Source organism: Desulfuromonas svalbardensis (assembly GCF_055389415.1).
Window position 1 is genome coordinate 816,163 of record NZ_AP042416.1, and the last position, 24,812, is coordinate 840,974.

Annotated in this window: 21 protein-coding genes, 1 other RNA gene and 1 riboswitch; of the genes, 13 read left to right on the forward strand and 9 right to left on the reverse strand. The window is 46.6% G+C overall.

Going from position 1 to position 24,812, the window contains the following annotated elements:
- Positions 1-35: 35 nt before the first annotated feature.
- From ACZ5KY_RS03570 to metX, 7 genes are all read left to right on the forward strand, one after another.
- Positions 36-2,948, forward strand: a complete 2,913-nt coding sequence (locus tag ACZ5KY_RS03570) for an NHLP bacteriocin export ABC transporter permease/ATPase subunit (RefSeq protein ID WP_464242535.1) — start codon at positions 36-38, stop codon at positions 2,946-2,948.
- Between the two features lie 23 nt (positions 2,949-2,971).
- Positions 2,972-4,201: an ABC transporter substrate-binding protein gene (locus ACZ5KY_RS03575; RefSeq protein ID WP_464242536.1), complete on the forward strand. Its 1,230-nt coding sequence runs from the start codon at positions 2,972-2,974 to the stop codon at positions 4,199-4,201.
- Between the two features lie 446 nt (positions 4,202-4,647).
- A complete protein-coding gene (locus ACZ5KY_RS03580) occupies positions 4,648-4,935 on the forward strand; it encodes an NHLP leader peptide family RiPP precursor (protein WP_464242537.1) in 288 nt (95 codons plus the stop codon).
- A 135-nt stretch (positions 4,936-5,070) separates the two neighbouring features.
- Positions 5,071-6,396, forward strand: coding sequence for a radical SAM protein (locus ACZ5KY_RS03585; protein ID WP_464242538.1), 1,326 nt, complete (start codon positions 5,071-5,073; stop codon positions 6,394-6,396).
- Positions 6,397-6,399: 3 nt separating this feature from the next.
- Positions 6,400-7,338, forward strand: coding sequence for a GNAT family N-acetyltransferase (locus ACZ5KY_RS03590; protein ID WP_464242539.1), 939 nt, complete (start codon positions 6,400-6,402; stop codon positions 7,336-7,338).
- A gap of 1,557 nt (positions 7,339-8,895) precedes the next feature.
- The gene (locus ACZ5KY_RS03595) at positions 8,896-9,573 is read left to right on the forward strand and encodes a type 1 glutamine amidotransferase domain-containing protein (protein ID WP_464242540.1); all 678 of its coding nucleotides are present in this window, start codon (positions 8,896-8,898) and stop codon (positions 9,571-9,573) included.
- 120 nt (positions 9,574-9,693) lie between these two features.
- Positions 9,694-9,802: riboswitch (SAM riboswitch) on the forward strand.
- A gap of 111 nt (positions 9,803-9,913) precedes the next feature.
- Positions 9,914-11,029, forward strand: a complete 1,116-nt coding sequence (gene metX, locus ACZ5KY_RS03600; RefSeq protein ID WP_464242541.1) for a homoserine O-acetyltransferase MetX — start codon at positions 9,914-9,916, stop codon at positions 11,027-11,029.
- A gap of 7 nt (positions 11,030-11,036) precedes the next feature.
- Here the strand turns inward: metX and ACZ5KY_RS03605 are convergent, their stop codons facing one another.
- Both ACZ5KY_RS03605 and mnmH read right to left on the reverse strand, forming a co-directional pair.
- The gene (locus tag ACZ5KY_RS03605; protein ID WP_464242542.1) at positions 11,037-11,195 is read right to left on the reverse strand and encodes a hypothetical protein; all 159 of its coding nucleotides are present in this window, start codon (positions 11,193-11,195) and stop codon (positions 11,037-11,039) included.
- Positions 11,196-11,220: 25 nt separating this feature from the next.
- Positions 11,221-12,282 carry a tRNA 2-selenouridine(34) synthase MnmH gene (mnmH, locus tag ACZ5KY_RS03610; RefSeq protein ID WP_464242543.1) on the reverse strand — a complete coding sequence of 354 codons (1,062 nt, stop codon included), beginning with the start codon at positions 12,280-12,282 and terminating at the stop codon, positions 11,221-11,223.
- Positions 12,283-12,547: 265 nt separating this feature from the next.
- Here mnmH and ACZ5KY_RS03615 point away from each other — a divergent pair, with 265 nt between their 5' ends.
- From ACZ5KY_RS03615 to ACZ5KY_RS03640, 6 genes are all read left to right on the forward strand, one after another.
- Positions 12,548-12,823 (forward strand): AtpZ/AtpI family protein, encoded by a 276-nt coding sequence (locus ACZ5KY_RS03615; protein ID WP_464242544.1) that lies wholly within the window; start codon positions 12,548-12,550, stop codon positions 12,821-12,823.
- Positions 12,813-13,181, forward strand: a complete 369-nt coding sequence (locus tag ACZ5KY_RS03620) for an ATP synthase subunit I (RefSeq protein ID WP_464242545.1) — start codon at positions 12,813-12,815, stop codon at positions 13,179-13,181. Before ACZ5KY_RS03615 ends, ACZ5KY_RS03620 begins: the two co-directional genes overlap by 11 nt.
- A 15-nt stretch (positions 13,182-13,196) precedes the next feature.
- Positions 13,197-13,871, forward strand: a complete 675-nt coding sequence (gene atpB, locus ACZ5KY_RS03625; RefSeq protein ID WP_464242546.1) for a F0F1 ATP synthase subunit A — start codon at positions 13,197-13,199, stop codon at positions 13,869-13,871.
- An 85-nt stretch (positions 13,872-13,956) separates the two neighbouring features.
- Positions 13,957-14,223, forward strand: coding sequence for an ATP synthase F0 subunit C (gene atpE, locus ACZ5KY_RS03630; RefSeq protein ID WP_464242547.1), 267 nt, complete (start codon positions 13,957-13,959; stop codon positions 14,221-14,223).
- A 135-nt stretch (positions 14,224-14,358) separates the two neighbouring features.
- Positions 14,359-15,990 carry a diguanylate cyclase domain-containing protein gene (locus tag ACZ5KY_RS03635; protein WP_464242548.1) on the forward strand — a complete coding sequence of 544 codons (1,632 nt, stop codon included), beginning with the start codon at positions 14,359-14,361 and terminating at the stop codon, positions 15,988-15,990.
- A gap of 176 nt (positions 15,991-16,166) precedes the next feature.
- A complete protein-coding gene (locus ACZ5KY_RS03640) occupies positions 16,167-18,083 on the forward strand; it encodes a RecQ family ATP-dependent DNA helicase (RefSeq protein WP_464242549.1) in 1,917 nt (638 codons plus the stop codon).
- Positions 18,084-18,088: 5 nt separating this feature from the next.
- Here ACZ5KY_RS03640 and ACZ5KY_RS03645 read toward each other — a convergent pair whose 3' ends face one another.
- The 7 genes from ACZ5KY_RS03645 to ACZ5KY_RS03675 all read right to left on the reverse strand — a co-directional run bounded on the left by ACZ5KY_RS03645 (position 18,089) and on the right by ACZ5KY_RS03675 (position 24,786).
- Positions 18,089-19,069, reverse strand: a complete 981-nt coding sequence (locus ACZ5KY_RS03645) for a beta-ketoacyl-ACP synthase III (RefSeq protein ID WP_464242550.1) — start codon at positions 19,067-19,069, stop codon at positions 18,089-18,091.
- 61 nt (positions 19,070-19,130) lie between these two features.
- The gene (locus ACZ5KY_RS03650) at positions 19,131-20,054 is read right to left on the reverse strand and encodes a PLP-dependent cysteine synthase family protein (protein ID WP_464242551.1); all 924 of its coding nucleotides are present in this window, start codon (positions 20,052-20,054) and stop codon (positions 19,131-19,133) included.
- A 98-nt stretch (positions 20,055-20,152) separates the two neighbouring features.
- On the reverse strand, positions 20,153-21,991 hold the full coding sequence (locus ACZ5KY_RS03655) for a UbiD family decarboxylase (RefSeq protein ID WP_464242552.1): 1,839 nt from the start codon (positions 21,989-21,991) through the stop codon (positions 20,153-20,155).
- Between the two features lie 10 nt (positions 21,992-22,001).
- Positions 22,002-23,030, reverse strand: a complete 1,029-nt coding sequence (locus ACZ5KY_RS03660) for an LOG family protein (protein WP_464242553.1) — start codon at positions 23,028-23,030, stop codon at positions 22,002-22,004.
- 36 nt (positions 23,031-23,066) lie between these two features.
- Entirely contained in the window at positions 23,067-23,609 is a 543-nt protein-coding gene (locus ACZ5KY_RS03665; protein ID WP_464242554.1) for a hypothetical protein, read from the reverse strand.
- Between the two features lie 54 nt (positions 23,610-23,663).
- An RNA gene (gene rnpB / locus ACZ5KY_RS03670) (RNase P RNA component class A) lies at positions 23,664-24,036 on the reverse strand.
- A 36-nt stretch (positions 24,037-24,072) separates the two neighbouring features.
- Positions 24,073-24,786 carry a zinc ribbon domain-containing protein gene (locus ACZ5KY_RS03675; RefSeq protein WP_464242555.1) on the reverse strand — a complete coding sequence of 238 codons (714 nt, stop codon included), beginning with the start codon at positions 24,784-24,786 and terminating at the stop codon, positions 24,073-24,075.
- Positions 24,787-24,812: the final 26 nt, after the last annotated feature.

Consider the following 24,812-nt stretch of genomic DNA (forward strand, 5'->3'; position numbering starts at 1 on the left):
TGTTTGCCGAATAGAGTGAATAGACTTGGAGATGGATGTTGATTCAGAAAATTCTAGACCTCATCGGAGAAGAAAACGTCACTCTGGATATCAGCGGGGGGAGTCCTCTTCTTTTAGACGACCCTCAATCCGTTTTTGTGGTTCAGGAGGGAAGGGTAGACATCTTTGCCGTGCGAGTTGAACATGGTCTGCCCTCCGGTGCGCGCCGCCATGTTATCCGCCTGAAAAAGGGACAGGCCATGTTCAGTTTCCCTCGGGAAAACATCGCTAGTGAGGGACTTGGACTTTTGGCCTGTGGTGCAATCGGCACCCGATTGCTGGGCTTCAAACATGACCAGCTCAAGGCAATAGCCCGAACCAAAAAGGGTTGTGGTTGTGTTGCGGCTCTGGTGAATAACTGGGTTGAAAGCCTTATTTTGGGATTACGGCGCAACGCTATGCCGAAGATTTTTGAGGGAGAACTGGTCGCTGGCCAGGATTTAATGCTCGGTCTCGGTGAATTCGCCAAGCCAAGTCAGGGAGTTCTCTGGGTTACCCACCAACAAGGGACAGCCCATTATTGCAGCGACCAGAGCCTTGAACCGATCAATATCAGGGGCTACCTCCCCCTCTCCCGTCAGTCCTGGCTGGAAGCTGCCGATCACAACAGCCTGCATGCGATTGATACGCCTACCTGGTTACAGGAGGATCCTGAATGGATAGGGTTGGAAGAGTTTCACCGTCTTTCACTGCAGAGAATTCGGCAATCTGTCGATGATGCCCGCTCTGAGGAGAGAGAGTGTGTTTTTCGAAAAAATGAAGCCGACCGCCTAAACTTTGGAGCCTCAATCGGAAGGCTGTCCACTGTTCTAGAGAAAAAAGATGAGCTAATTGATCACAGAACCAACGATGCGCTCTTTGCCGTCTGTTGTGCCGTAGCCAAGCCTCTGGGGATTGAGATGACACCCGCTATTGGCGGTGACGGCAGTTTCGAGAACCTGAACCCTCTTGAAGCTATTGCTCAGGCTTCACGGGTTCGTACGCGCAGAGTTATTCTGTCGGACAAATGGTGGCAGCAAGACAATGGCCCCATGATCGGTTATCTGGCGGAGGGGGAGCACCCGGTAGCCTTACTTCCGAGATCTGCAACCAGTTACGTACTTGTAAACCCTGCGGAAACTGGCCGAAAGAAGATTACCCCTGAGCTTGCGGGCCAGCTAAGCCCGTTCGGCCAAATTCTCTATCGCTCATTGCCCTCACACTCTCTAACAGGATGGGATCTCTTCAAATTTGCCATCCAGGGTCGAAGCGGTGATTTCATGATGATCCTGTTTATGGGATTAGCTGTGGGCATACTGGGGATAGTCACCCCGTTGGTTACCGAAGTGATGTTCGACACGATTATTCCTGGTGCTGAACTAAACCAGCTCCTTGTCGTGACCCTGGCCCTGATTGTGGGTGCTATAGCGACAATGATTTTCCAGTTTACCCGTAATATCGCTGTTCTGCGCCTTGAGGGGCGCGTAGATCAGCATGTTCAGAGTGCGGTTATTGATCGGCTGCTGGAGTTGCCGGTTACATTTTTCCGGGATTATACCGCGGGTGATCTCGCCCAGCGGGTCATGGGAATAAACAGCATTCGGCAAACCCTCTCTGCAACAACCATCAACGCGATCCTCTCAGGAGTCTTTTCGGTTTTCAGTCTCGCACTTCTTTTTTACTACAGCGTAAAGATGGCCTTAATCGCTATTGCTGTCACCTTTGCCGCTCTGATTGTCCTCACGGCAGGTGGATATTTTCAATTGCAGTATCAAGGTCAGCTCATTGCGATTCAGGGTAAAATTTCCGGCATGGTTTTGGAGCTTATCGGCGGAATTGCTAAGTTGAGGATCTCTAGTGCAGAGTCACGTGCTTTTGTCCGGTGGTCAGAATACTTCATATTGCAACGACGCTTAGCGTGCAAGGCACGCAATGTCAGCAATATAACCAGCACTTTCAATAGTGTTTATTCGTTATTATCGAGCGTCGTTATTTTTGCCAGTATGGTTTGGTTCATCGAGGTAGGGACTTTCTCGACGGGCAAGTTTCTGGCATTCAACGCGGCCTTCGTACAGTTTTCAAGCGGCATGATGTCGCTAAGCTCCAGCCTGCTTTCGGTCTTGGGAATTATTCCCCTCTATCGACGCTGTGAGCCGATTTTTAAAGCGATTCCTGAGGTGGATGCGACGCAGGCCGATCCTGGGGAATTGGCCGGTGAGATCGAAGTCAGCAAGGTTTCGTTCCGTTACAGCGATGATAGCCCCCTGATCCTTGATGATGTGTCACTGCATATTAAATCCGGCGAGTTCATTGCGCTGGTCGGTTCCTCTGGCTCGGGTAAATCGACCCTCTTTCGCCTGCTTCTCGGCTTCGAAATGCCCAATTATGGCGGGATTTATTACGATGGACAGGAGCTGTCCGGCATCAACGTGCGTTCAGTGAGGCGACAGATGGGGACGGTATTACAGAATGGGCAGGTGATGGCCGGAGATATTTTCAATAACATCGTTGGAGCCACCCTGATGACCATTGACGATGCTTGGGATGCGGCCCGTATGGCCGGGCTTGATAAGGATATTGAGAGCATGCCTATGGGGATGAATACTGTTATCTCCCAAGGTGGTGGCACACTTTCTGGTGGCCAGCGGCAACGACTGCTCATTGCCCGCGCTCTGGTAAACAGGCCGCGTATTCTCTTCTTCGATGAGGCGACCAGTGCCCTGGATAATAAAACTCAGGCCATCGTCAATGAGAGTATTGAAAAGCTACAGACCACCCGAATAGTCATCGCTCACCGCCTGAGTACGATTAAAAATGCTGATCGTATTTATGTCCTTGATCAGGGCAAGGTTGTACAAAACGGCAGTTATCAGGATTTGGTCAGTCAAGAAGGTCTGTTTTCCGAGTTGGCCAAGCGGCAGATAGCTTAAAATATAGAGCAGGAGAATTTGACATGGCACTGAAAATTATTTTTTGGACTGTTTTCTTAATCCTCACCGCAACCTGTATCAGTTGGTTGGGTGTCTTGGTCATTCGAACAACTGCCGACAAAAACATGCGTCGTGGCGTGGCAGAAGCACGTTCTGAGCGGGCTCTACAGGCGGCAGGGCCGATTCTGTTGGGTGTCGCCGGAGATTGGGATGATGAGAGCGAAAAACCGATTTTACACGGCATTAAAATGGCTGTACAGGAGATCAATATCGCAGGCGGGGTATTGGGGCGAAATATCGAGATTATTGTTAAGAACGATGGTGGCTCCGTTGCTCAGGGAAGAAGGGTCGCTGAGGAACTAGCAGAAAATCTCGACGTCGTGGCCGTCATTGGTCATCCTACGTCACGCGTCTCGATTCCTGTATCCGTCATTTATGAATATTATGGACTGGTGATGCTATCGCCTCAGGCAACCAGCGCCAAGCTCACCCGACAGGGTTACAGGCATGTTTTCCGTAACGTCCCCAGTGACGAGAGTATCGGTGAACAAATGGCCTGCTTCGCACGCGATCGAGGATACAAAAAAATTGCTATTTATTATCTTCAGGGAGAATACGGTCGTAGTCTGGCCAACGCTTTTGAGAAAAAAGCTCAAGATCTGAGCCTCAATGTCGTCGACCGCCTTTCTTACGATAACACTTATAACAAGGTCGATTTCCAAAGAGATATTGAAATCTGGAAACAAAATTTTTCTTTTGATGCCCTCTTTCTTGTCGGGATGGTTCCGCAAGGCCTGACCTTTATTCAGCAGGTCAGGGAGATGGGGATAGAGGTTCCGATACTCTGCGGTGATAGTATGGATACCGATCAGCTGCTCATCTCTGGTGATTCAGCGGCCGATGGAACAATTGTCGCCTCGACTTTCAATCCAGACGATCCGCGGCCTGAGGTCCAGTGTTTTAATGAAGACTACCGGGATCGTTACGACATTCTGCCTGATTCGACAGCCGCTCAGGGTTATGATGCGGCTAAGCTGCTAGTTTTTGCCATGGCGCAGGCTGGGACAACAGAACCTGAACGAGTGTCTGAAGCCTTTCGGGCGGTCAAGGGCTGGCAAGGGGTCACTGGAGCCCACAGTTTCGCCACCAACGGGGATCTGATCAATAAGGCGATTACACAAAAGATCGTCAGAAATGGTCAATTTGTTGGTCTCGTCGACGGTCAAAAATTTGGTCACCAAAGGCAACAATGATGTGAAAACAGCGGCCTGATTTCCATTGGCCTCAACGAGGAGAGTGCCGACAATTATTGGCCGAAATAAGCACAGCAATACTAGTCATTAAGCGTTTTTTCTGGAGGGGAATAGCAATGCGCCCCTGTAAGACAAATGGGAAGCGGTGAAAATTGACAGTGAGTTGCGTTTAAAGAAGGTTTTTCCACTTATGGTTCACCTGCTGATGCGACGAGTGCCGAATGTGGTCTTTTCGCAAACCACGGGCAGGAAGCGTGTCCTGGTGAAACAGCAGGGTATTTAAAAGGGGGTGACGATGGCAGAACATTGAATTGTCAGGTTAGGCTAGGGAAACGTATCGTACCCGAGAGATACAGACTTAATGTGATTCAAACGTATGCGTTTTTTCGCACCGGTAAGCTTAGAAGACGAAGAAATGTATAATACATACCAAAAGGAGTTATACAATGACCCAACTAACACCAGAAACAATTGCAGCTGCAATTCAAAAGGTTCAGGAAAAATCTGCCCTAGACATGGAGTTCCGGAAGGAACTTCTTTCCAATCCACAAGAGGCTATTGCCCGTGTTGGTGGCATAGCGGTTCCTGCTGGTTTCAATATTAAGGTGATAGAAAACGAACCTGGTATAGATCAAACCTATGTCCTGCCAGATTTTCAGGGTGGAGAGCTTTCTGACAATGATCTGGATAAAATCGCAGGGGGAGATGGTATTTGCCTCTCCCATAAGGGCTGATGGTGAGATTAATAATATCCTAAAATAGTGGTCATTTGTTAATGTTTACATCGCTGCCACACTATGGGCTGCAGGTCGTATTAATCTGCAGCCCATTTCATTAATATTCGTCGTACGCTAGGGAGCGAGATAAAGATGACTATGAAATATTCGAGATTTAACCACTTATTCGAAAGTGAAAAACATGGTCAACTCTTATATAACTCTCTAACCAATTCATTTTTAGAGCTTGACGATGAAAGCCATGCAGAGCTTTTACGGATTAAAGACGCTCCTCATCTGATCGATTTTTGCAAAGACCCAGCTTTTTTTATGCAACTTTCAACGGCTAAAGTCATTGTCAGCGAAGGAGAAGAGGAGACTCTCCTGAATGTGATAAATTACAACAGATCACGACGTAAATTTGACAATAAAATCTTAAGTCTCACAATCGCCCCAACACTTGACTGTAATTTTAACTGTTCATATTGTTTCGAAGAATCAACGTTGAATCATTCTATGGATGATGAGGTTGAGGGGATGCTTATTAACTTTATCGAGCGATTTAAGCCACTACGATATATTGACATCAATTGGTATGGCGGGGAACCTCTCCTTTGTTTTGACAGAATAGAAAGCATTACTAAGAAAATAAAGGAACTTGATATCCCCTTTGTCGCCTCCATTGTTACAAATGGCTACCTGCTTTCAAGTCGGATCATTAACAGGCTTGATGAGTTGAAAATCAGGGATATTCAAATAACCATTGATGGGGACAAGGAGATGCATGACAGTCGCCGCCGTACGCGCACTGGGGGGGGAACCTACAATCAAATTATTTCAAATATAGATAAGCTGCTGGAAGTTTGGAGCGGCAAGCTTAATATCCGCGTTAATATTGACGAGACAAACAAACACCAATACCACCATGTTTACACATTGTTTAAGGATAAATTCAAAGGTAATAATATTACAATTACCCCAGGATTTGTATGTTCTTTAGAGAATTCCTCTAAATCTAGTTGTCAATTTAACCGCGAGGAGGCAGCTGAATTTAATATTGAACAATACCGAGAACATGGCATTAAAGATCTTCGGTTTTTCCCAAAACAAGACAATTCTGGATGTGTTGCTACGAAAGATAATGGCTTTATAATTGGCCCACATGGTGAGACATATTCTTGCTGGCGAGACGTCGGGGTGCAAGATAAAATTATAGGAAACATCAATCCTGATACTCATTGGGATATTAACACTATCGCAAACTATATTGTTGGTACTGATATTTTTAACGATTATGAGTGTCGACGTTGCTTTTACTTGCCGGTCTGTGATGGTGGCTGCCCCGAACTGCGCTACCAGAAAAAGTTTATGGGTGCAGAGATTGAAAATGCGCCATATTCCTGTTCGTTTTTCAAGGGAAAACTTTCTGACTTGCTATCAATTTACTACGACATTAAAAAAATGACAACGGAGTCGTAAGTTATGCATAAAGGTCACTGTAGCATTGCGAGTACGGTAAAAAAAAAATCCACAGTAGAATTGCCGGTCGACGTTTTTATGATTTCGGACGAAGGTCTAAATGATTTTAAGATCCTCTTGCCTAGTTCAACTTACGATAAAGTTAAAACGAACGCCTCTAGTCTAGACTACTTTGCGATGGGGGCGACATGTTTTGGAAAACCTGTGGGTATTGTTATTGCGAGCAAGAAATCAGGATCGAACGATGCACTGATTGTTTTTCTATCTGTTGCACGAAAATTTCGCAAACGCGGAGTTGGGTCGAAGCTATTGAATGAAATAGAAAAACACCTTTCCATATCTGGAACTAAATGTATTTACTTTAGATTTATCAAGTCACAACAAGATGAAGGTCTGTCTGTCGAGGCCACATTAAACAGATGCGGTTGGGGTGACCCTCAAATTCAATATCTATTATTTAAAATATATCCTTCTGCGGCCTTCACGGAACGTTTTGGCGGTAGTGAAAAAAAATCTGATATTTTCCAGCTAGTTAAATGGACAGAGCTGAGTGTGGCGAACCTAAAACAGTTAAAGGATTCAGAGTCTAGGATAAGAAAAGATGACGGACTGTATCTTTCACCCTTTATAGATAGGATTGATCCTTACACCAGCGTTGGATTGTGCCATAAGGGGAAAATTGTCGGATGGATGATAACTAGACTGGAATCGGATGGATCTTGTGTTTTTGAATCACTTTATGTGAATAAGCAATTCCGTAGTGAACAATGGGGAATGCTGCTTTTGTTAGATTCTGCCAGACGTTGGTGTGATAGCGGGCACCCTAACGTAACCTTTTATATTTCTCCTGCCCGAGTTAAACCATTTCGTTTCCATTATTTTTTAAAGGGATTTAATCCTGAGATAAAGAAGGTATTTCTTGCACAAAAGAACTGTTGTTGATTTCAATTAAGGGATCCTTTCTCGCGTCAAATATCTTGTCCGGTTTGACGATAATTAAGAAGACTGGTTGTGTTTCGCTATTTTGCTAAGTGTTTTATTCTCACAACTCCCTCCTTCGATCTCAATAATAATGGTGTAGTGAATAATTTAATCGACCGTAGCCATGGTCATTAATGCATCGGGAAATAGTTACCGCTATTGGCTGAAGGGTTGATTGGATGTGACAATCAGGCTGCCACTTTCGTAGCGATGCCCACTAGCAATCATCTTTGGTCTGGAGAATGGGTTGCTGAACCGCCTTGGGCAAATCAGCTTCCCTCGTCCTTTTATGGATTCTTGTCTGGAAATGGCGGGCAACTCTTGTTCACAGATTATGCGGAAGGGGCAGTTTTCTTTGGGTGTGGTGGGGTCGGACCAAGCCAACTGAATAATATGACAGCGATTATGTACAACATGTGGGCCAAAAACAGCCTTAGAAGGCCCATTTGAGGGTGAAAATTGGTGTTTAAAAGGGGTAACTGATATGGCAAGAGCAAACCGCCATCATAGTACTGGTCCCGTCATCTACATAATCCGATGGTAGACCCCAATGAACTCAATAATTGAAAGCTTGGCTGTAACAAGGGCTGAAACAATAAAGAAAGAAGACAATTGTTGCGATGCGCGATGACGGTGACGCCAGCGGCAGATTTCGACTGTTCAGGGGAATTGTAGCCATCCGGCTTGATCTAAAAGTTGGTAGGGTTGCTGGTGGCTTAAGAGTCTTTTATTTTTACCGATTTGTTAGATAAGCGGCTGATGCATTTAGAAATGCATCAGCCGTTTTTTCATTGTGGTATGACAGAGTGGTGTATTGAAGTATTAAACCCAGTTCAAGTTCGCGGGTCTCGTCCCGCAGCCGACGTACTTTTTTGACTGGCCCCAAAAAAGTAAGCAAAAAATGGGCTTTAAGTTCTTCCCTCCGGGGGGGGCGCCAATCCACCTACAATGAGTCGGTTTCCGTAATGCTATACCATGGCGGTAAGTCGGACCTCTCGGCCGACTGATTTGATTCCTTTGCCTTATTGTGGCATTAAATAGTTTGGTTGTGATGGTATTTTCTATTCTGTCCGTGGTGCTGTAGTACCAGATCCTGTTGGTTGTTTTATCATTCTCCGTTATTCGAAAACAATTGAATGACTTTTATGAACCAAACTCCCCCATTTGCCGCCGCCGAACGCAATGAGCGTCAGCTGAGCTGCTTGTGCCAAAACTGTTTGAGCAACGCGAGTTTTTTGGCACGCTCGGCTGTAATCTATTGCAGTGAGGGAACCCGCAGGGCCAGACAATTGTGGGCCGTTTTTTGTCTACTTTTTGACGGTGCAAAAAGTGGGGCGAGGTCTGGGGGCGCAACCCCAGTTTACTTCAGCCCAAGTTACCGCCTGTCACAATCGCACCGTTGATCACATCCCACGCTTCTAAGTAGCAAACCTCCCCAACCTTCTCATAAGTAATATCTCTGCTAAACTGAATATTCACCTCGTTAACAACAGTTCGTTGCTCAGGTTAGGAGATAACATGAAAATACTGATGATTCTGACTTCACACGCCAAGCTTGGTAATACCGGAGAAAAAACCGGTTTTTGGCTGGAAGAATTTGCTGCTCCGTACTACGTGTTTAAAGATGCGGGCGCGCAGATCACGCTGGCTTCGCCTCTTGGCGGTCACCCGCCTATCGACCCTAAGAGTGATGATCTCGATGCCGAAACAGAAGCGACACGGCGGTTCAAGGCCGATAGTACGGGGCAGGCTGCTTTAGCACACACCGTTAAATTATCTGAACTTATCGCTGATGATTTCGATGGTGTTTTTTATCCGGGTGGTCATGGCCCCTTGTGGGATCTGGCCGAAGATACAGATTCTATTGCCTTGATCGAAGCGATGGTTGCCGCCGAGAAACCTGTTGCTGCGGTATGTCATGCGCCCGGTGTGTTGCGCTACCCACGTAAAGCCGATGGTCATTCGGTGGTGGCGGGTAAGAAGGTCACCGGTTTCTCCAACAGTGAAGAGAAGGCCGTTGGTTTGACCGAAGTGGTCCCTTTTTTGGTGGAGGATATGCTCAAACACAACGGTGGTGAGTATGAAAAAGTTGCGGACTGGCACTCCCATGTGGTTTGCGATGGCATGCTGATTACCGGTCAAAATCCGGCATCGTCAGCGGCGGCGGCGAGGGCTTTGTTGGCATTTTTCGGCTGAATTTTTGGGTGCTGAGAGCGGTTCGCTCTCTCATCGTAGCAATGAATTATCCTGATCACACTATTTAACATCTGTTGACAACCGATTCGCTATCCTCTAGGTTAGAAAGACATCGACATCGTGTTATCTCGAGTGGTGGAGGGATTGGCCCTTTGAAACCACAGCAACCGATCCCTTAGGGGATGCCAGGTGCTAATTCCAACCCCTGTTTATAGGGGAAAGATGAGACGGAGTCTTACGATACCCGTATCCATCGACGTATTCGCAAGGCCCCATTCATCTTTTGAGTGGGGCTTTTTTTATTTACTCCACGTCATATATTTCGTTATGGGAGTAGGTTGTGTCTACAGCGATTGAATTAGTTACAACTCAAACTGTTACCATTGATCAAGAGCTTCGCTTGGAGAGCGGTCGTTTGCTTGGACCTCTCACTCTTGCCTATGAAGCGTATGGTGAACTGAATGATCAGGGTGATAACGCGATTTTAGTCACTCATGCGTGGACCGGTGATGCTCACGCTGCGGGTCGTCATCATGAGGATGATCGCAAGCCAGGGTGGTGGGATAACCTCATTGGTCCAGGTAAGGTCCTCGATACCGATAAATATCAGGTGATCTGTTCGAATGTGATCGGTTCGTGTAAAGGTTCAACAGGGCCAACCAGTATTAATCCGGCCACGGGGCGGCCTTATCGCCTCAACTTCCCCATTGTGATGGTGCGCGACATGGTGCGGGCGCAAAAGTTGTTACTGGATAAGATCGGTGTGACCAAACTGGTGACGGTAATCGGTGGCAGTATGGGGGCTATGCAAGCGTTGGAATGGGGGCTTGTTTATCCTGACTTCGTCCGTTCCATTATCCCGATTGCTGGCACAGGACGCACCTCGCCGATGGCTATTTCGCTGAATTCCTTGGCGCGACAGGCGATCTATAATGATCCACTGTGGAAAAAAGGTAACTATAGGCCTGAACATCCGCCGATGAGTGGTTTCGCCTTAGCACGATCCGTGGGTCATATCTCATTTTTGTCGGAAGAGTCGATGGCGCTGAAGTTTGGCCGCCGTTTTTCAGCCCGTGACGGCTTATTTGATCTGTTTGGTCAGTTTGAGGTGGAGCGCTACCTTGAATATAACGGCAACAGCTTTCCCGGGCGTTTTGATTGCAATTCGTTTTTGTATTTGGCGAAGTCGCTTGATCTGTACGATGTGGCGTGGGAGAGCGGTTGTTTAGAGGATGGTTTGGAGCCGTTGACGTGCCCGTCGTTATGGTTTGCATTTAGTTCTGATTGGTTGTATCGGCCTGAACAAACAGAAGAGGTGGTGGAGGTTTTACGCCAGTTAGAGAAGCCGGTAGAGTACCACCTTATCGAGTCCGATTATGGCCATGACTCTTTTTTGGTTGAACCCGAAAAATTCACCCCCTATGTGGCGGAATTCCTTGCCCGTTTAGAGGGGTAATTTTCGTCTAAAAAAGATTGAGCTGCTTTTTCGGTTGTGGCTTTAATTTGAACGGCCGTGGTGAAAAACGGGGACATTCGAGCAGTTTGCACCCTGCGGGCTGGCGACAACTGCGGATACATTTTTCGCACAGTGGATTGAATTGATCAACGCATTCTGATTTCACACTTTCCTCCTCGACATAGTGATTGCTATGCTGCCGGATCGGTGGCTAAAACAGTTTTAGCGGCCTCTAGTAACTCCGTGTGGTCGTCGTTAAAGGGGTCAATCTCTACCGTGATTCGATTGTCAGGTTTGGTGTGGCAATAGAGCGGATCATAATATTTCAACATCAGCTCAGAAACCAGTTCATGCCAATTCTTCTGGCGCAACAATTCAAGCATATTTTCAACTTCAGTTATGCCTAATCGGCGCTGTAGTGACTGAATCGGTTGAATAAATGTTTCTTCGGCAAGTTCTGATACCGTATAGTCTTCTAAAATAATTTGGATCCGCTTTTCGAGCTCTGTTTCAAGCCACAGCGTTCTTTCTGTTTGTAGGCTTTGGAAAAAACGCGCCGGTAAAATAATCTTACCAATATGACGGCTTTCCCCTTCAGTTAAGGCCCAGCTCCCCTTTGGTACGCTTTGTAGGGCCTCCCATAGCAGCGATTCAAATTGTTTTTGACCTGGTTGTTGACCAAGTCCGACACCGCCAAAGGCACTGCCACGGTGATTGGCGAGTCCTTCAAGATCAATCACCGGTTGATCTTGCTTCGAGAGTTGTTGCAAAACACGTGTTTTGCCAACACCTGTTAAGCCGCGTAACACCAACATGCGGCCCCACTCACCATGATCAAAAAAGTCTACCACATGGCGACGAAATGCTTTATGCCCACCGCGTAGCTGAAAAGCTGGAAAGCCGGCGAGCTGTAAAAATGCGGTCATGGCGCGACTGCGCAGACCACCGCGCCAGCAAAAGATAACAATAGGGCGGCGCTGGTTGGTACGTAGGCTGTTGATCGTTTGGATCAATTGTGGAATCTTGGGCGCAACCAGTTCGACACCGCGAATGCGAGCAATATCAGAGCCTTGTTCTTTATATAAGGTGCCAATTTCAACGCGTTCGGCATCATTAAGGATAGGGACGTTCACAGCTCCGGGAATGGACGCTTCGTTAAATTCTAACGCAGTGCGAACATCAACAAGCAGAGCACCATCTGCGCGCCGTTTCAGGGCTGTTTCAATATCGACAATAAATGAATCATTAAACATAGTGGGGTGTCATTCTTGAATGGGTCAAATAAAAGTTGATGAAGTGTAGCAGAATGGTTACCCGAGTTGAAAGGACGATTTTCTTTAATCGTTAAGAAAGGGCAGATTTTAATTGGCTCTCTGGAGTTGTTATGATGATGAAGTTGTCACGAATAGACACCGTTAAACTGTATACAATGCAGAAAACAAATTGACACATAGTGGCCGCTGTGGTACAAAACCGCGTTTGTATTAGACATTGAAATTGAGGAGTAAGAAGGCTCACATGACCTGCGATGATAAAGAAAAAAGGGCAGTTGAGCGTCGGGAGCTATATAAATCTCTCGGATTTCTCTCAAGCGTTGGTATCTGTATGGTCGCCTCGATTCTTATCGGTATGGCGATGGGGTACTATCTGGATCAGTGGCTTGGAACCGAACCTTGGATGTTGTTGATTTTTCTTGGTTTTGGTATTGTCTCTGGTTTTCGGAATATTTTCATCCTGACCAATCGCGAACTGCGACGTCAGAAACAGGAAAGCAGTGTGGACTGTGACCGATAACGATGATCAATTGCTGGGGCAAATAGCTCGGCGTAATTGGATTATTTTGATCGGGCTTGTTGCTGCGAGCTTACTGTTTAGGAATAAAGATCTTACCATCGGTGTTGCTAGTGGTGGTTTGGTTGCAGTATGTGGCTATCAATGGTTACATCGCTCGCTGACAAGGGCTCTTGCTGAGTCGGGTCAGCCAGCTGTTAAAGGGTTTCAAGTTAGTTATATTCTCAGGCTGGGTGCACTTGCAGTCATGCTGGTATTACTAATTGCGGTGGTTAAGGTTAATCCACTGGGACTTATTATTGGACTTTCAGTTGTGGTGATCAATATTATGATGACCACGGTTATGCGCGCTATCAAGTAGGGAGGCACGACTTAAATGGTACATCCTTTTTTATTACTACAATGGGTTGAACAACAACTAAACACCCACATTGGCCAGCATGTGACCTATACGTGGTTGGTTATGCTGATTTTGTTTGCGGTGGCATTCGTCGCATCACGTGGAATCAAAATGGTTCCGAGTGGTTGGCAAAACCTAATGGAGAGTGTGGTTAGCGGCATTGAAAACCTAATGGTTGAAACCATGGGGCCTAAGGGGAAGACGTACTTCCCGTTGATCGCAACCTTTTCACTGTTTATCCTCGTATCCAACCTCATCGGTTTGGTACCGGGTATGTATCCTCCAACAGCAGATCTTAATACCAATGCGGCCTTAGCTCTGACTGCTTTTTCTATGACCCATATCATTGGTATTAAAGAGCACGGCATCGGCTACCTCAAGCACTTTATGGGCCCTATTGCTGTCTTAGCTCCGTTGATTTTCATTATTGAAATCATTGGCCACTTGGCTCGTCCACTTTCATTATCGTTACGTTTGTTTGGTAACATGTACGGTCATGAAATTGTCCTGATGATTTTCTTTGCTTTGGTTCCATTGTTCCTACCTGTTCCAATGATGTTGATGGGTGTTCTGGTTTCATTTATTCAGGCATTCGTTTTCACCTTGCTGGCAATGATCTACATCGCTGGCGCGTTGGAAGAGGCGCATTAATTTCGTTCTTAACGTTTATACGTTTAGATAAGTCCTATATTGTATAGGAAAAATAACCCACTTTTTTTGTTTCAAGGAGATTCACATGACATTTTTCGCATGGTGTATGATCGCAGCTGGTTTTGGTATGGCAATTGGTTCTTTCGGTACAGGTCTTGGTCAAGGTCTTGCTATTAAAGCTGCTGTTGAAGGTGTTGCTCGCAACCCAAGCGCAAGCGGTAAAATCCTTACTACAATGATGATCGGTCTTGCAATGATCGAGTCACTTGCTATCTACGTATTCGTTGTAGCAATGATCATCTTGTTCGCTAACCCATTTACCGAGCAGGTAATGGCATTAGCTGGTAAGTAATCAGCACGAACATAGTTTTACTGGAAAAGGCACTCCTATTTGGGTGCCTTTTTTTGTTGATGTACAACAATACAACTGGGTGCTATCTTAATGAAATATTGAAGGGTGAAGTTAATCGACTAAGAGGCATTCAGAATGAAGCACGCAGAACATTTAAGTGATAATGATGTATTGAATCGCAGCCATAAAAGTGTGCTGTATTATTTTATTCGTATTTTTTTACTGGCTGGTGCAATTCTTACTGGTGTGATTACGATTCTTTATAATTTAGAGAGTCATGATTTTTTGAAGCGTACTCAGTTGCAAGAAAAGCACGCTGTTGATGTTGTTGAACAAATTGTTACAGGTAAATTTTCTACCATCATTTCCGATATTACTTTCCTCTCGCAACAAAATGAACTCCATACGTATCTCGAATCAGCTGATTTAAATATTAAACACGCTTGTGCAGACGAATATTCGGCTCTTATTAATGCTCGTGGTGTCTATGATCAGATCCGTTATATCGATTTAGACGGCAATGAGATTGTTCGGGTGAACTATGTCGATGGTAAAGCTGTGGTTGTACCTGCGGAACAGTTGCAAAATAAGCGCGGACGGTATTATTTTGATGACACATTATCACTAGATGCTGGACAGGTGTTTGTTTCTCCATTTGATCTCAATATGGAACAAGGTGCCATTGAGTTGCCACTGAAGCCAATGATCCGCTTTGGTACTCCAGTGTTTGATAGGCATGGCAACAAACGTGGCGTGGTGATTTTAAATTATCTTGGCCAAAATCTTCTCGATGAACTCATTAGTGCTGATCGTTTGCTGTATGGCAAGATGTTGCTAGTAAATCTCGATGGCTACTGGTTACGTGGATTGTCCGTAGACGATGAATGGGGATTTATGTATGCCAAAGAGAGACAGAGGAAATTTAAGGATGAATTTCCGCTAGAATGGCAGCAACTTAATGGCGAGAGCTCAGGTCAGATCGTGAACCAGCACGGGTTATTTACGTATTCGACAATTTACCCCATCCTCAATGAAGCCAATTCTGGAACCAGTTGTTCTCTCGGAATGGGTAAAGTAGCAAGTTTTGATTATTGTTGGATTCTGATCGCATATATTCCTGCTGATGTTCTCTTTGCCCACAGTGGTAAATTACTCGCAAGACTTGCTATTTTAACTATTCTGCTATTTCTGTTAGCAACAGTATCATCGTGGTTTATTGCCCAATTCATTTCGCAACGAAAAATGAAAGAACTTGAGTTAGTCCGTATGGCTAACTACGATAAGTTAACTAATTTACCGAATCGAACATTGCTTGATGATCGTCTAACGCAAGTTTTTCACCAAAGTAAGCGCTATAATAAAAAATTCGCTATTTTATTCGCAGATTTAGATAGATTTAAAGCCGTCAATGATGGACTCGGCCACGATATTGGCGACCATCTTTTGATTGAAGTTGCAGCTCGTATGATTGATCAAACACGCCGTGCAGATACCGTTGCTCGAATTGGCGGTGATGAGTTTGTTATTCTTCTATCTAAAATTGAACACGAGAAGGACGCCGAACTTGTTGCAGATAAAATAAATCGAGAATTAAGTCGTCAATTCACGATTAAGGGACATCCAGTCAAAATTGGCGTTAGTATTGGTATTAGTTGTTATCCCGTTCATGGTGAAACGGTCGAAGAACTTCTCAAGAGTTCTGATCAAGCAATGTATTTTGTCAAACAGAACAACAAGGGATCGTTTAAAACCTTTGATGGTGTTTGAACGGAATCAGTCGCTGTTTTATTCCATTATAATAACTAGTTAGATTAAATCTTACCTGCATCGTTTCAACGGTGCTGAAGCGCGCGTTATTTTCCGAACTATACATTAGAGTTTTCAAAAACATTGTGTGAGTACCATACCTCATTCGTTGATTTCTTAAGAGTAGGAGATGTTCCATGGAGAAAAATGCTGTATCGGTTTTGCGTGATACCTTTGGATTTGACGTGTATCGCCGAGGCCAAGAAGAGGTCGTTGATCTGTTGTTGGCTAAGCGATCAGCGTTAGCAATTTTCCCAACAGGTGGCGGGAAAAGCTTATGCTACCAGCTTCCAGCATTGATGTTCGATGGTTTGACTGTCGTTATTTCGCCACTGATCGCATTGATGAAGGATCAGGTGGATGCCCTGAAGAGTGCGGGTGTGGCTGCTGCACGGCTTGATTCGAGTATTGCCTATGATGAGGTGCAGCAGATCTATCGCAGTATGGCAGATGGAAGTTTGAAAATTCTATATATTGCCCCCGAACGATTGGCAAATGAGCGTTTTCTGTCTCGATTGCGCAACGTTTCCATTGATTTGCTCGCGGTCGATGAAGCGCATTGTATTTCAGAATGGGGCCACAACTTTCGGCCAGATTATTTGAAAATTGCTCGTTTGGCGAAGCAGTTGCGTGTCGGACGTGTTTTGGCCTTAACGGCGACGGCAACGCCACAGGTTGCAGACGATATCCGCAAGGCATTTGCGATTGATTCTGCAGATCAAGTCCTGACGGGTTTTAATCGTCCAAACCTCGCGTTAAGTATCACTGCGTGTACGGCTAATCAGCGACCCGGGTTACTGGTGCAACGGCTTAAGGCGTTGGAATCGGGAGCAACGATTGTTTATGTTACCTTGCAGCGTACCGCCGAAGAGGTGGCGCAGCGATTGGTGGCACATGGTTTTGATGCTCAGGCGTATCATGCCGGTTTAGGTGATGAGCAACGCAGTCGTGTACAGGAAGCCTTCATGCAGGGGCGTTGTGCTGTCATCGTTGCTACGATCGCCTTTGGAATGGGAATTGATAAGGCTGATATCCGCACTATTATTCATTATAACTTACCCAAAACCATTGAAAACTATATGCAGGAGATTGGTCGTGCGGGCCGTGATGGTTTGCCGTCGTGCTGTGAAATGTTGGCATGTAATGACGATTATACTGTGCTGGAAAATTTCAGCTATGGTGACACGCCAACATTTGAAGCGTTGAATGGCATGATCCGTTATCTTCTGAGCCAGGGACAACGATTTGATATCTCCCGTTACCAGTTGTCTTCTGACTATGATATCCGACCTTTAGTCGTAGCAACTGTGCTTACCTATTTAGAGCTAAATGGCACCCTTGATCCGCTCGGACCATTTTATGAAGGATACAAGTTTAAGTTCAATCGAAGCGCGCAACAGATTTGTGCCGATTATGATGAAAACCGTAGTTCCTTCCTCGCGGCCATTTTTTCCAGCGCTAAAAGTGGACGAGTATGGAATCACTTAATACCTGATCAGGTCGCACAGCAAATAGACCAACCGCGCGATCGGATCACGGCTGCATTAACGTATTTGGAAGAAAAAGGGGAGATTGTGCTGCAAAGCTCGGGATTACGCTATGGCTATCGGTTAGCGAATTCACCAGAGAATCCAGAACCGTTGATCAATTCAATGGTTGAATCGTTTTATCGTCAAGAGCAACAAAATTTACAGCGTACTGAGCAAATTCGAACTCTGGTTGAGGCAAAAGGATGTGTTGTCCGTCATCTATTGAATTATTTCGGTGAGCAGCTCAGTGATGACTGTGGTCAATGCAGCCGGTGTCTAGCCGTGGAGGACGAGCCGCAGCAGAAGCCGACCCTGAAAAAATTAACTGCTGACGATGAAAAAATCATCCATCAGCTTAGCGCCGAACAACATGGCGCATTGCAACAACCAAGACAACTTGGACGGTTTTTGTGTGGCATCAGCAGCCCGGCAACAACCAAAGCGAAGTTAACGAAAGACCGCCGTTTTGGTTGTTGCGCTCATTTGCTCTTTTCGCAGGTGATGGCTGCGATTGAGAGTCAGTGAGTTTGCTAAAATTGAACAATGCATGATGACCACGTTAACCCAGCACCAAAGGTGACCAGACCAACGATATCACCGGGCTGAATCCGACCAGTGGTGATCGCTTCGTTGAGGGCAATGGGGATGGTTGCCGCTGAGGTGTTACCAAAGCGGTCGACATTGACATAGACTTTGCTGCTGTCGATCTTAAATCTCTTGCCAATGGCCTCAATAATGCGAATGTTGGCTTGGTGTGGTATGAGGAGGTCGAGGTCGTCAGGGGTTAAATTTGCGCGTTTCAGGGCCTCGTGGAGCGCATCGGTCATCGATACCACCGCGTGACGGAACACTTCGCGACCTGCCATGTTGATGGTGGCTAGATTTGAATCAATATTTTCATGGGTCGGCGGATGTTGACTGCCGGCAGGGTTAAAAAGTAGCGCGTGGTGGCTACCATCACTTTTGATGTAACTACTGAGTAGGCCGCATGAGCTATCCGCTGGGCCAAGGACCACCGCACCAGCGCCATCGCCAAATAACACACAGGTATTGCGATCTTGCCAATTGATCATACTAGAGAGCATTTCGGCAGCAATCACCAGAACCCGTCGATAGTCGTTGGTACGCATTAAACTGTCGGCTAAGTGTAAACCGTACAGGAAGCCACTACAGGCTGCAGAAAGATCAAAAGCGGCAGCGTTAGCCGCACCGATTTTTTGCTGAATTAAGCAGGCCATTGACGGAAACTTCATATCACCCGTTACTGTACCGACAATAATAAGATCGATCTCTTCGGCGCTGGTGTCGGCCGCTGCAAGTGCTTGTTTCGCCGCTGCAGTTGCCAGATCGGAGAGGCAACTGCCCGGTTCGCAGATATGACGTTGATGAATTCCACTGCGCTCAACAATCCATTGATCGGTGGTGTCGACCATGGTTTCAAGTTCGGCATTGGTTAGTATTCGTTCGGGGACAGCGTGACCCGTGCCAAGGATTTGATTGTGAGGTTGCATGTGAAGGTCTCCCGTCAAAGGAAAATGATTGAAATAAACATGTTAACTGTGAGCGATTTCTTTATGGTGGGCAGCAGGCACAGGTTGAGCGAAACAATGAGGTGCTGAGGTAGCGGTCACCACGGTCAGGCAGCAAGGTGACAATGACACCACGCTCCATAGTTGCAGCGATGCGTAGTGCGCCAGCAACCGCTGCGCCGCTCGACATGCCAACAAACAATCCTTCTTCGTTGGCTAATTTACGCGCACATTCAAAGGCTTCATCATCCTCGACAACGATTTTTTCATCAAGGTTTTCCTCGTGATAGATGGCCGGCACAATCGCTTCCTTCATATTTTTCAACCCTTGAACTTTATGACCAAGGGTCGGTTCAACACCAATGATGCGGATCGCTGAGTTGCGTTCTTTCAGAGCGCGACCGGTACCCATAAGAGTGCCCGAGGTCCCAATCCCTGCAATAAAGACATCGATGTTGCCATCGCATTGGCGGTAAATTTCAGGTCCAGTTGTTTCATAGTGGGCCAATGGGTTGTTAGGGTTACTGTATTGATTGGGCATGAAGTATTGCTCAGGTGATTCATTGACGATTTGATGAGCGAGGCGGATGGCACCATCCGTTGCTTGCCCTGGTGCTGATAGCACCACCTCGGCACCATGAGCCTCAAGAACACGACGGCGCTCAACACTGACACAGGGGGGCATGACCAGTTTTACTTTATAGCCCAGCGATGCGCCAATCATTGCCAACGCAATACCGGTGTTGCCTGAGGTGGGTTCCAAAATTGTTTTGTCACGCGTTAATTGACCCGATTCAATGGCATTTTTAATCATATACCATGCAGGACGATCTTTAACCGAGCCACCGGGATTGCTCCCTTCCAGCTTCGCTAGAATCAATACGTTAGGGTTTGGATTGATATTTTTAAGCTCAACCAGTGGTGTATTGCCAATGGCTTGCGGAAGTGAATAAGTGTTTGTTGACATGCTGTCATCCGTTGCTGTTATTGGTGTTGAAACAGCTTCTGGGTTGAAAAAAGTGATCCACCGCATTTATATAAAATGGATAGACCGAGATTCGGGCGCTAAATAATCCCGTGTAATGGTCCACCCTTACACCCGAGAGCATCAACGCGCTTTTCCATAGCGGGATCGTCGATGAGGGGAGGGGCGTGGTGAGCTTTGCGTCGTGCATCAATAAGCAATGAACCACGACAACCCCAATGCTTGTTGTCGGTAAACGATTCGATGCCGTAAATATCTTGAGCTGGGTCGGAGCGGGTAAAGGTGGTCCATAAAAAATTGTTCAGTGTTTGCGCGGCAAAACCACTGTCGTCGCTGACAATAATAAGCGGGAATTGGTTGATACTATCCGTCGCGCTGAAGAATGTGCTCAGTTGATCCATCGTCTGCTGCGGAATACTGTCGTGCTCTTGGCAGGCTGGACCTTGGAGAATCAAGATACCGGGTTGCGCGACATGTGGAGCGTTAAAACCGTCAGGCAAGCGTAAATCAACAGGGAGTTCGGTTGGTAGAGTGCGCAGCTCAGGGCCACTGGCAGCAATCACCACTTTGGAGCCGCGATTGAGGCCGCTGCCGCTGTAATCAAGGGTATCGATGGTGGTGCAGGTTTGAAAATGGAGATCACGGCGCCAATCGCAACGACGCAGAACATGGCCGATAAATTGATCAATGTGATGCAAGTCGAGTTGCGGGCAATCGCCACTGTTGGCAATCATCAGGTATTTGGCTAACGAGAGTTGCCCTTGTCCTAAGATGGCATTGGCCTGGGTCAGTAACTCTTGTGGCTGCTGGTCAGCACTGTACGGTGTATAACGCTCGCTACCAAGGGCCAGTAACAACGGATGAACTCCCGCAGCGTCGACAGCGTGAACGGCTTTAATGCCGGGCAGTACTGTGGGAATTAAATCACCGGTAAGTTCATGGATGAAAGCGCCAAAACTGGTGTCCTCCTGTGGTGGCCGTCCAACGGAGGTGAATGGCCAAATGGCATCGCTACGGTGGTAAACCGCATCAACCTGCATAACGGGAAACTCGTGAGTTAAACTATAGTATCCCAGATGGTCACCAAAGGGGCCTTCAGGGCGCGTAGTTGTGGGATCGATAGAGCCGCAGATGACAAAATCAGCTTCGGCGGGAAACGGTAGATCGGCTGGTTGAACCATCGCTATACGATGGCCACCAAGTAGACCAGCAAAAGATAACTCTGGCATCCCTTCGGGCAGAGGCATCACTGCCGCAACGGACATACTCGGAGCACCGCCAATAAAAATGTTAACAGGCAAGCGTTGATTGCCCTGTTTGGCAGTGTCGTGATGAACGCCAATGCCACGGTGGATTTGGTAGTGCAGACCAATCTCTTTGTTTTGGATGTAGTCATTACCGCCCAGTTGAACACGGTACATACCGAGGTTTGAGTGACGTAGACCTGGTTGCAGAGGATTTTCACTGTAAACTTGAGGCAGGGTGATAAAGGCACCACCATCATCTGGCCATGAAACCAATTGAGGGAGTTGATCAATGGTGGTCTGTTTTGCTAGGCTTGGTCCCTTTTTGACCCGTTTGGGTAACAGGTTCCATGCCCCGCGTGGTGCCGACATAAATTGCCATGGCCGTTTCATCACCGCAGCAGGGTCGAGTTTGGCATCGACAAGACGCTGGACCGTGTCGAGGGTGTCACGAAAGATAAAGCGAGTGCGCTCAAGGGTGCCAAATAGATTGCCGAGCATCGGAAACTGACTGCCTGTCACGTTGCTAAATAGCAGTGCAGGACCACCCGCAGCATAGACACGACGTTGGATCGCACCGGCCTCCAGATGTGGATCAATCGCTTCATTAATGCGAAGCAGTTTGCCATGTTGTTCTAAGTCGCGAACGCAAGTCTGTAGATTTTTATAACCCACAACAAATCTCCTAAAACGAATTAATGCGACGAATAAATGAATTCAGCAAGCCGTAGCTGCGGCGATTAAATTCAATCGCTAAACGTGGTAGATGCCATAAGTCGGGTTGATCTTTCTCTTTGACAAAGGCCCCCGTTGCTTTTATTCGTGTGCCTGGCCGTAAAATCTCAGCAAACTCACTTTCAAGTGTTTCGATCTGTTCGCCGGTAAGCGCCCTATTTAAGCGAATCACAAGAAGTTTGTCTACGTATCGGCTTGAGTGATAGATCTTATAGAAAGAGTGGATCACTTCGAGGGCTTCTTCAGCACTGCGTGTGATGGTGAATAGGCCGAAATCTTCGCCTGAAATTAACCCCTTAGTTAACATGGTGTCGCGGGCAAATTCGAGCCATTCTTCCCAATAGCTGCCCTCATCATCATCGATTAACACCAATGGAATCGGTGGATTCTTGCCTGTTTGCAGCAGGGTTAAGGTTTCCATCGCCTCATCCATGGTACCGAAGCCACCAGGAAATAGCGCAACTGCATCAGCTTCTTTTAAGAAGGCAACTTTACGATTGAAAAAATATTTGTACATCAACACGCGATCACTGTCTTGCATGACACTATTGGTGTCTTGTTCAAACGGTAATTCAATGTTAACGGCAAAGGAGTTTTCGGCGCCAGCGCCTTCGTTTCCCGCTTGCATAATACCACCACCACCGCCAGTAATGACCATATAGTTATTTTGTGCCAGTAGTTGAGAGAATTTGAAACATTTTTGGTAGATAGGCTGGTGAGGTTTTGTTCGAGCAGAACCAAAAATGGTCACCTTGCGCCGTGAGCGGTACGGAGCAAAAACCTTACTGGTATAGCGCATCTCTTTCATGGTAGTTCGGATCAGTTTTAGGTCGGCGAGATAGTCACTATCTTGGCCAACCTTGAGGGCGCTGAGGATCATTTCGCGAATAATGTAAGGATGGTGGACACCCACATGATCAATCAGTTCATCGACGAGGGTGTCTAGCTTACCATTATTGCGTGTGAATTTTATATCCATAGCGACGAGGTTGGCTCCTGAAGTGATCGTTTCCGGTTAAAGTCTATGCGCAAGAAATTGGCTGCCTGGCATACTCTGAGATCGGATTAACAGCCCTTGCAGGCTTGAGCCAATATAGCGTTGATCAAATGCGGTATAGTGTTCCCGTAGTTGGCGCTCAAAAGAGTAAAATTGTTGTTGGTCTTCAGGACTTAAACACTCTTCGATGGTGTCACAAATAAAGGTAACGCAGTTAAATGGACGCGATTGGGCAGGTAAAGCGCAACCATGATCGGTTAGAAATGGGCAGGTTTGACTAAAGTCGGCTGCAGGGAGTGTGTGATCAAGGAGGCAACTGAGAACGTTAGCCAAGGTCATGTGGTTATTGCCTCGTTCGCAACACGAACCTAGGCAACTTTGACAGTGCTTCAATCCCTGTGCTTGAACAAATAGGGCGTGAAGCTGTCGTTGTAATTGATGGATGTGGGCGATCTGTTGCTCAATCCATTGACGTTCCGATTCGGGTAAGCAGGAAAGTTCCTTGCTTATCGCAACGGTTATGTTCTGCCAGCGTTCACTGGGCGATACTGTACTAGTCATAAATTCATATCATCAAACGAGCTAAATGGAACAGGCTCGTTTCTTAATTGAAGGTGGTCGAAGAAGCTCGTAAGCCGGGTCTTGTACCTGATTTCGGTTACCCAAAATCAGGGGACGATCATTCCTCTAGGGCCGCCGTTGCCGACGGCCTCAAGCAGCCAACCCAGAAGCTTCAGGCGGGTAGCCTTCAAGCGCTTCTCTATTTGGCCTTGCTCCGGATGGGGTTTACCTAGCCTCTGATGTCACCATCAGAGCTGGTGAGCTCTTACCTCACCCTTTCACCCTTACCTACCAGTGGCAGGCGGTCTTCTCTCTGTGGCACTAGCCCTGGGGTCACCCCCGGTTCCCGTTAAGAACCATCCTACCCTATGGAGCCCGGACTTTCCTCCCGTTTCTTGCGAAACCGGCGATCATCTGTGCTTCTTCGACCATGTTTCATTTGTTTATTACCTGCAGGAGGTGGTTAGCCTTCCATGGGGCGAATAAAAAGGAGACGATTGCAGTGTGGGCAGCTGTCAATTCCCTTCTTTTTAAGCATTGAGTTGAAAAACTGTGGTGGCAGGTGCATGTTGCAGCCCAAACAAGTACCTTTATGTGCTTCAACAAGGGCAGAGCCTTTACGACGAACCAAAAGCAGCTCATAGTTCTTACGGATTTTAGCTGGAACTTTTTCTGCCAAGCCTTCTCGTTTACCATCTTCTGATTTGAGAGAGTTGTCAATTTTGGTCAGTTCTGCTTTGATCTCACTGGCACGACTGGTGTTGCTCAGCTGCAAATCGTCGAGTTGCTGTTGCTTTTCAGCACGATCTTCTTCGAGGGTCACAAATGCTTGTTCGCTGCCATCTAGCTGGTCTTGCAGGTCTTTGCATTGTTTTTTAGCAACATCAACCTCTTTTAAAACCGCAAGATATTCTTTTTGGGTTTTAATTTCAGGGAGACGAGACTCTGCCTTTTCGACGTTGTCCATCTCTTGCAACAGGCCTTGATTTACTTCGCCCCGATCCTGTTTGATCGCATCAAGCTCTTTGTCTAGTTGCTCAATAAGTGTCACGAGCTTTCCTGCTTGAGCATTGAGAAGTTCATTCTCAGCGCGCAATTTTTTTTGTTGGTTGCGCCCCTTGATGATCACTTGATCAAGTTCCTGTAAGTCAATTAGCAGCAGTACGTCTTCTTTCACCCTGTTACCTCCGTGGTCGGTTGTAT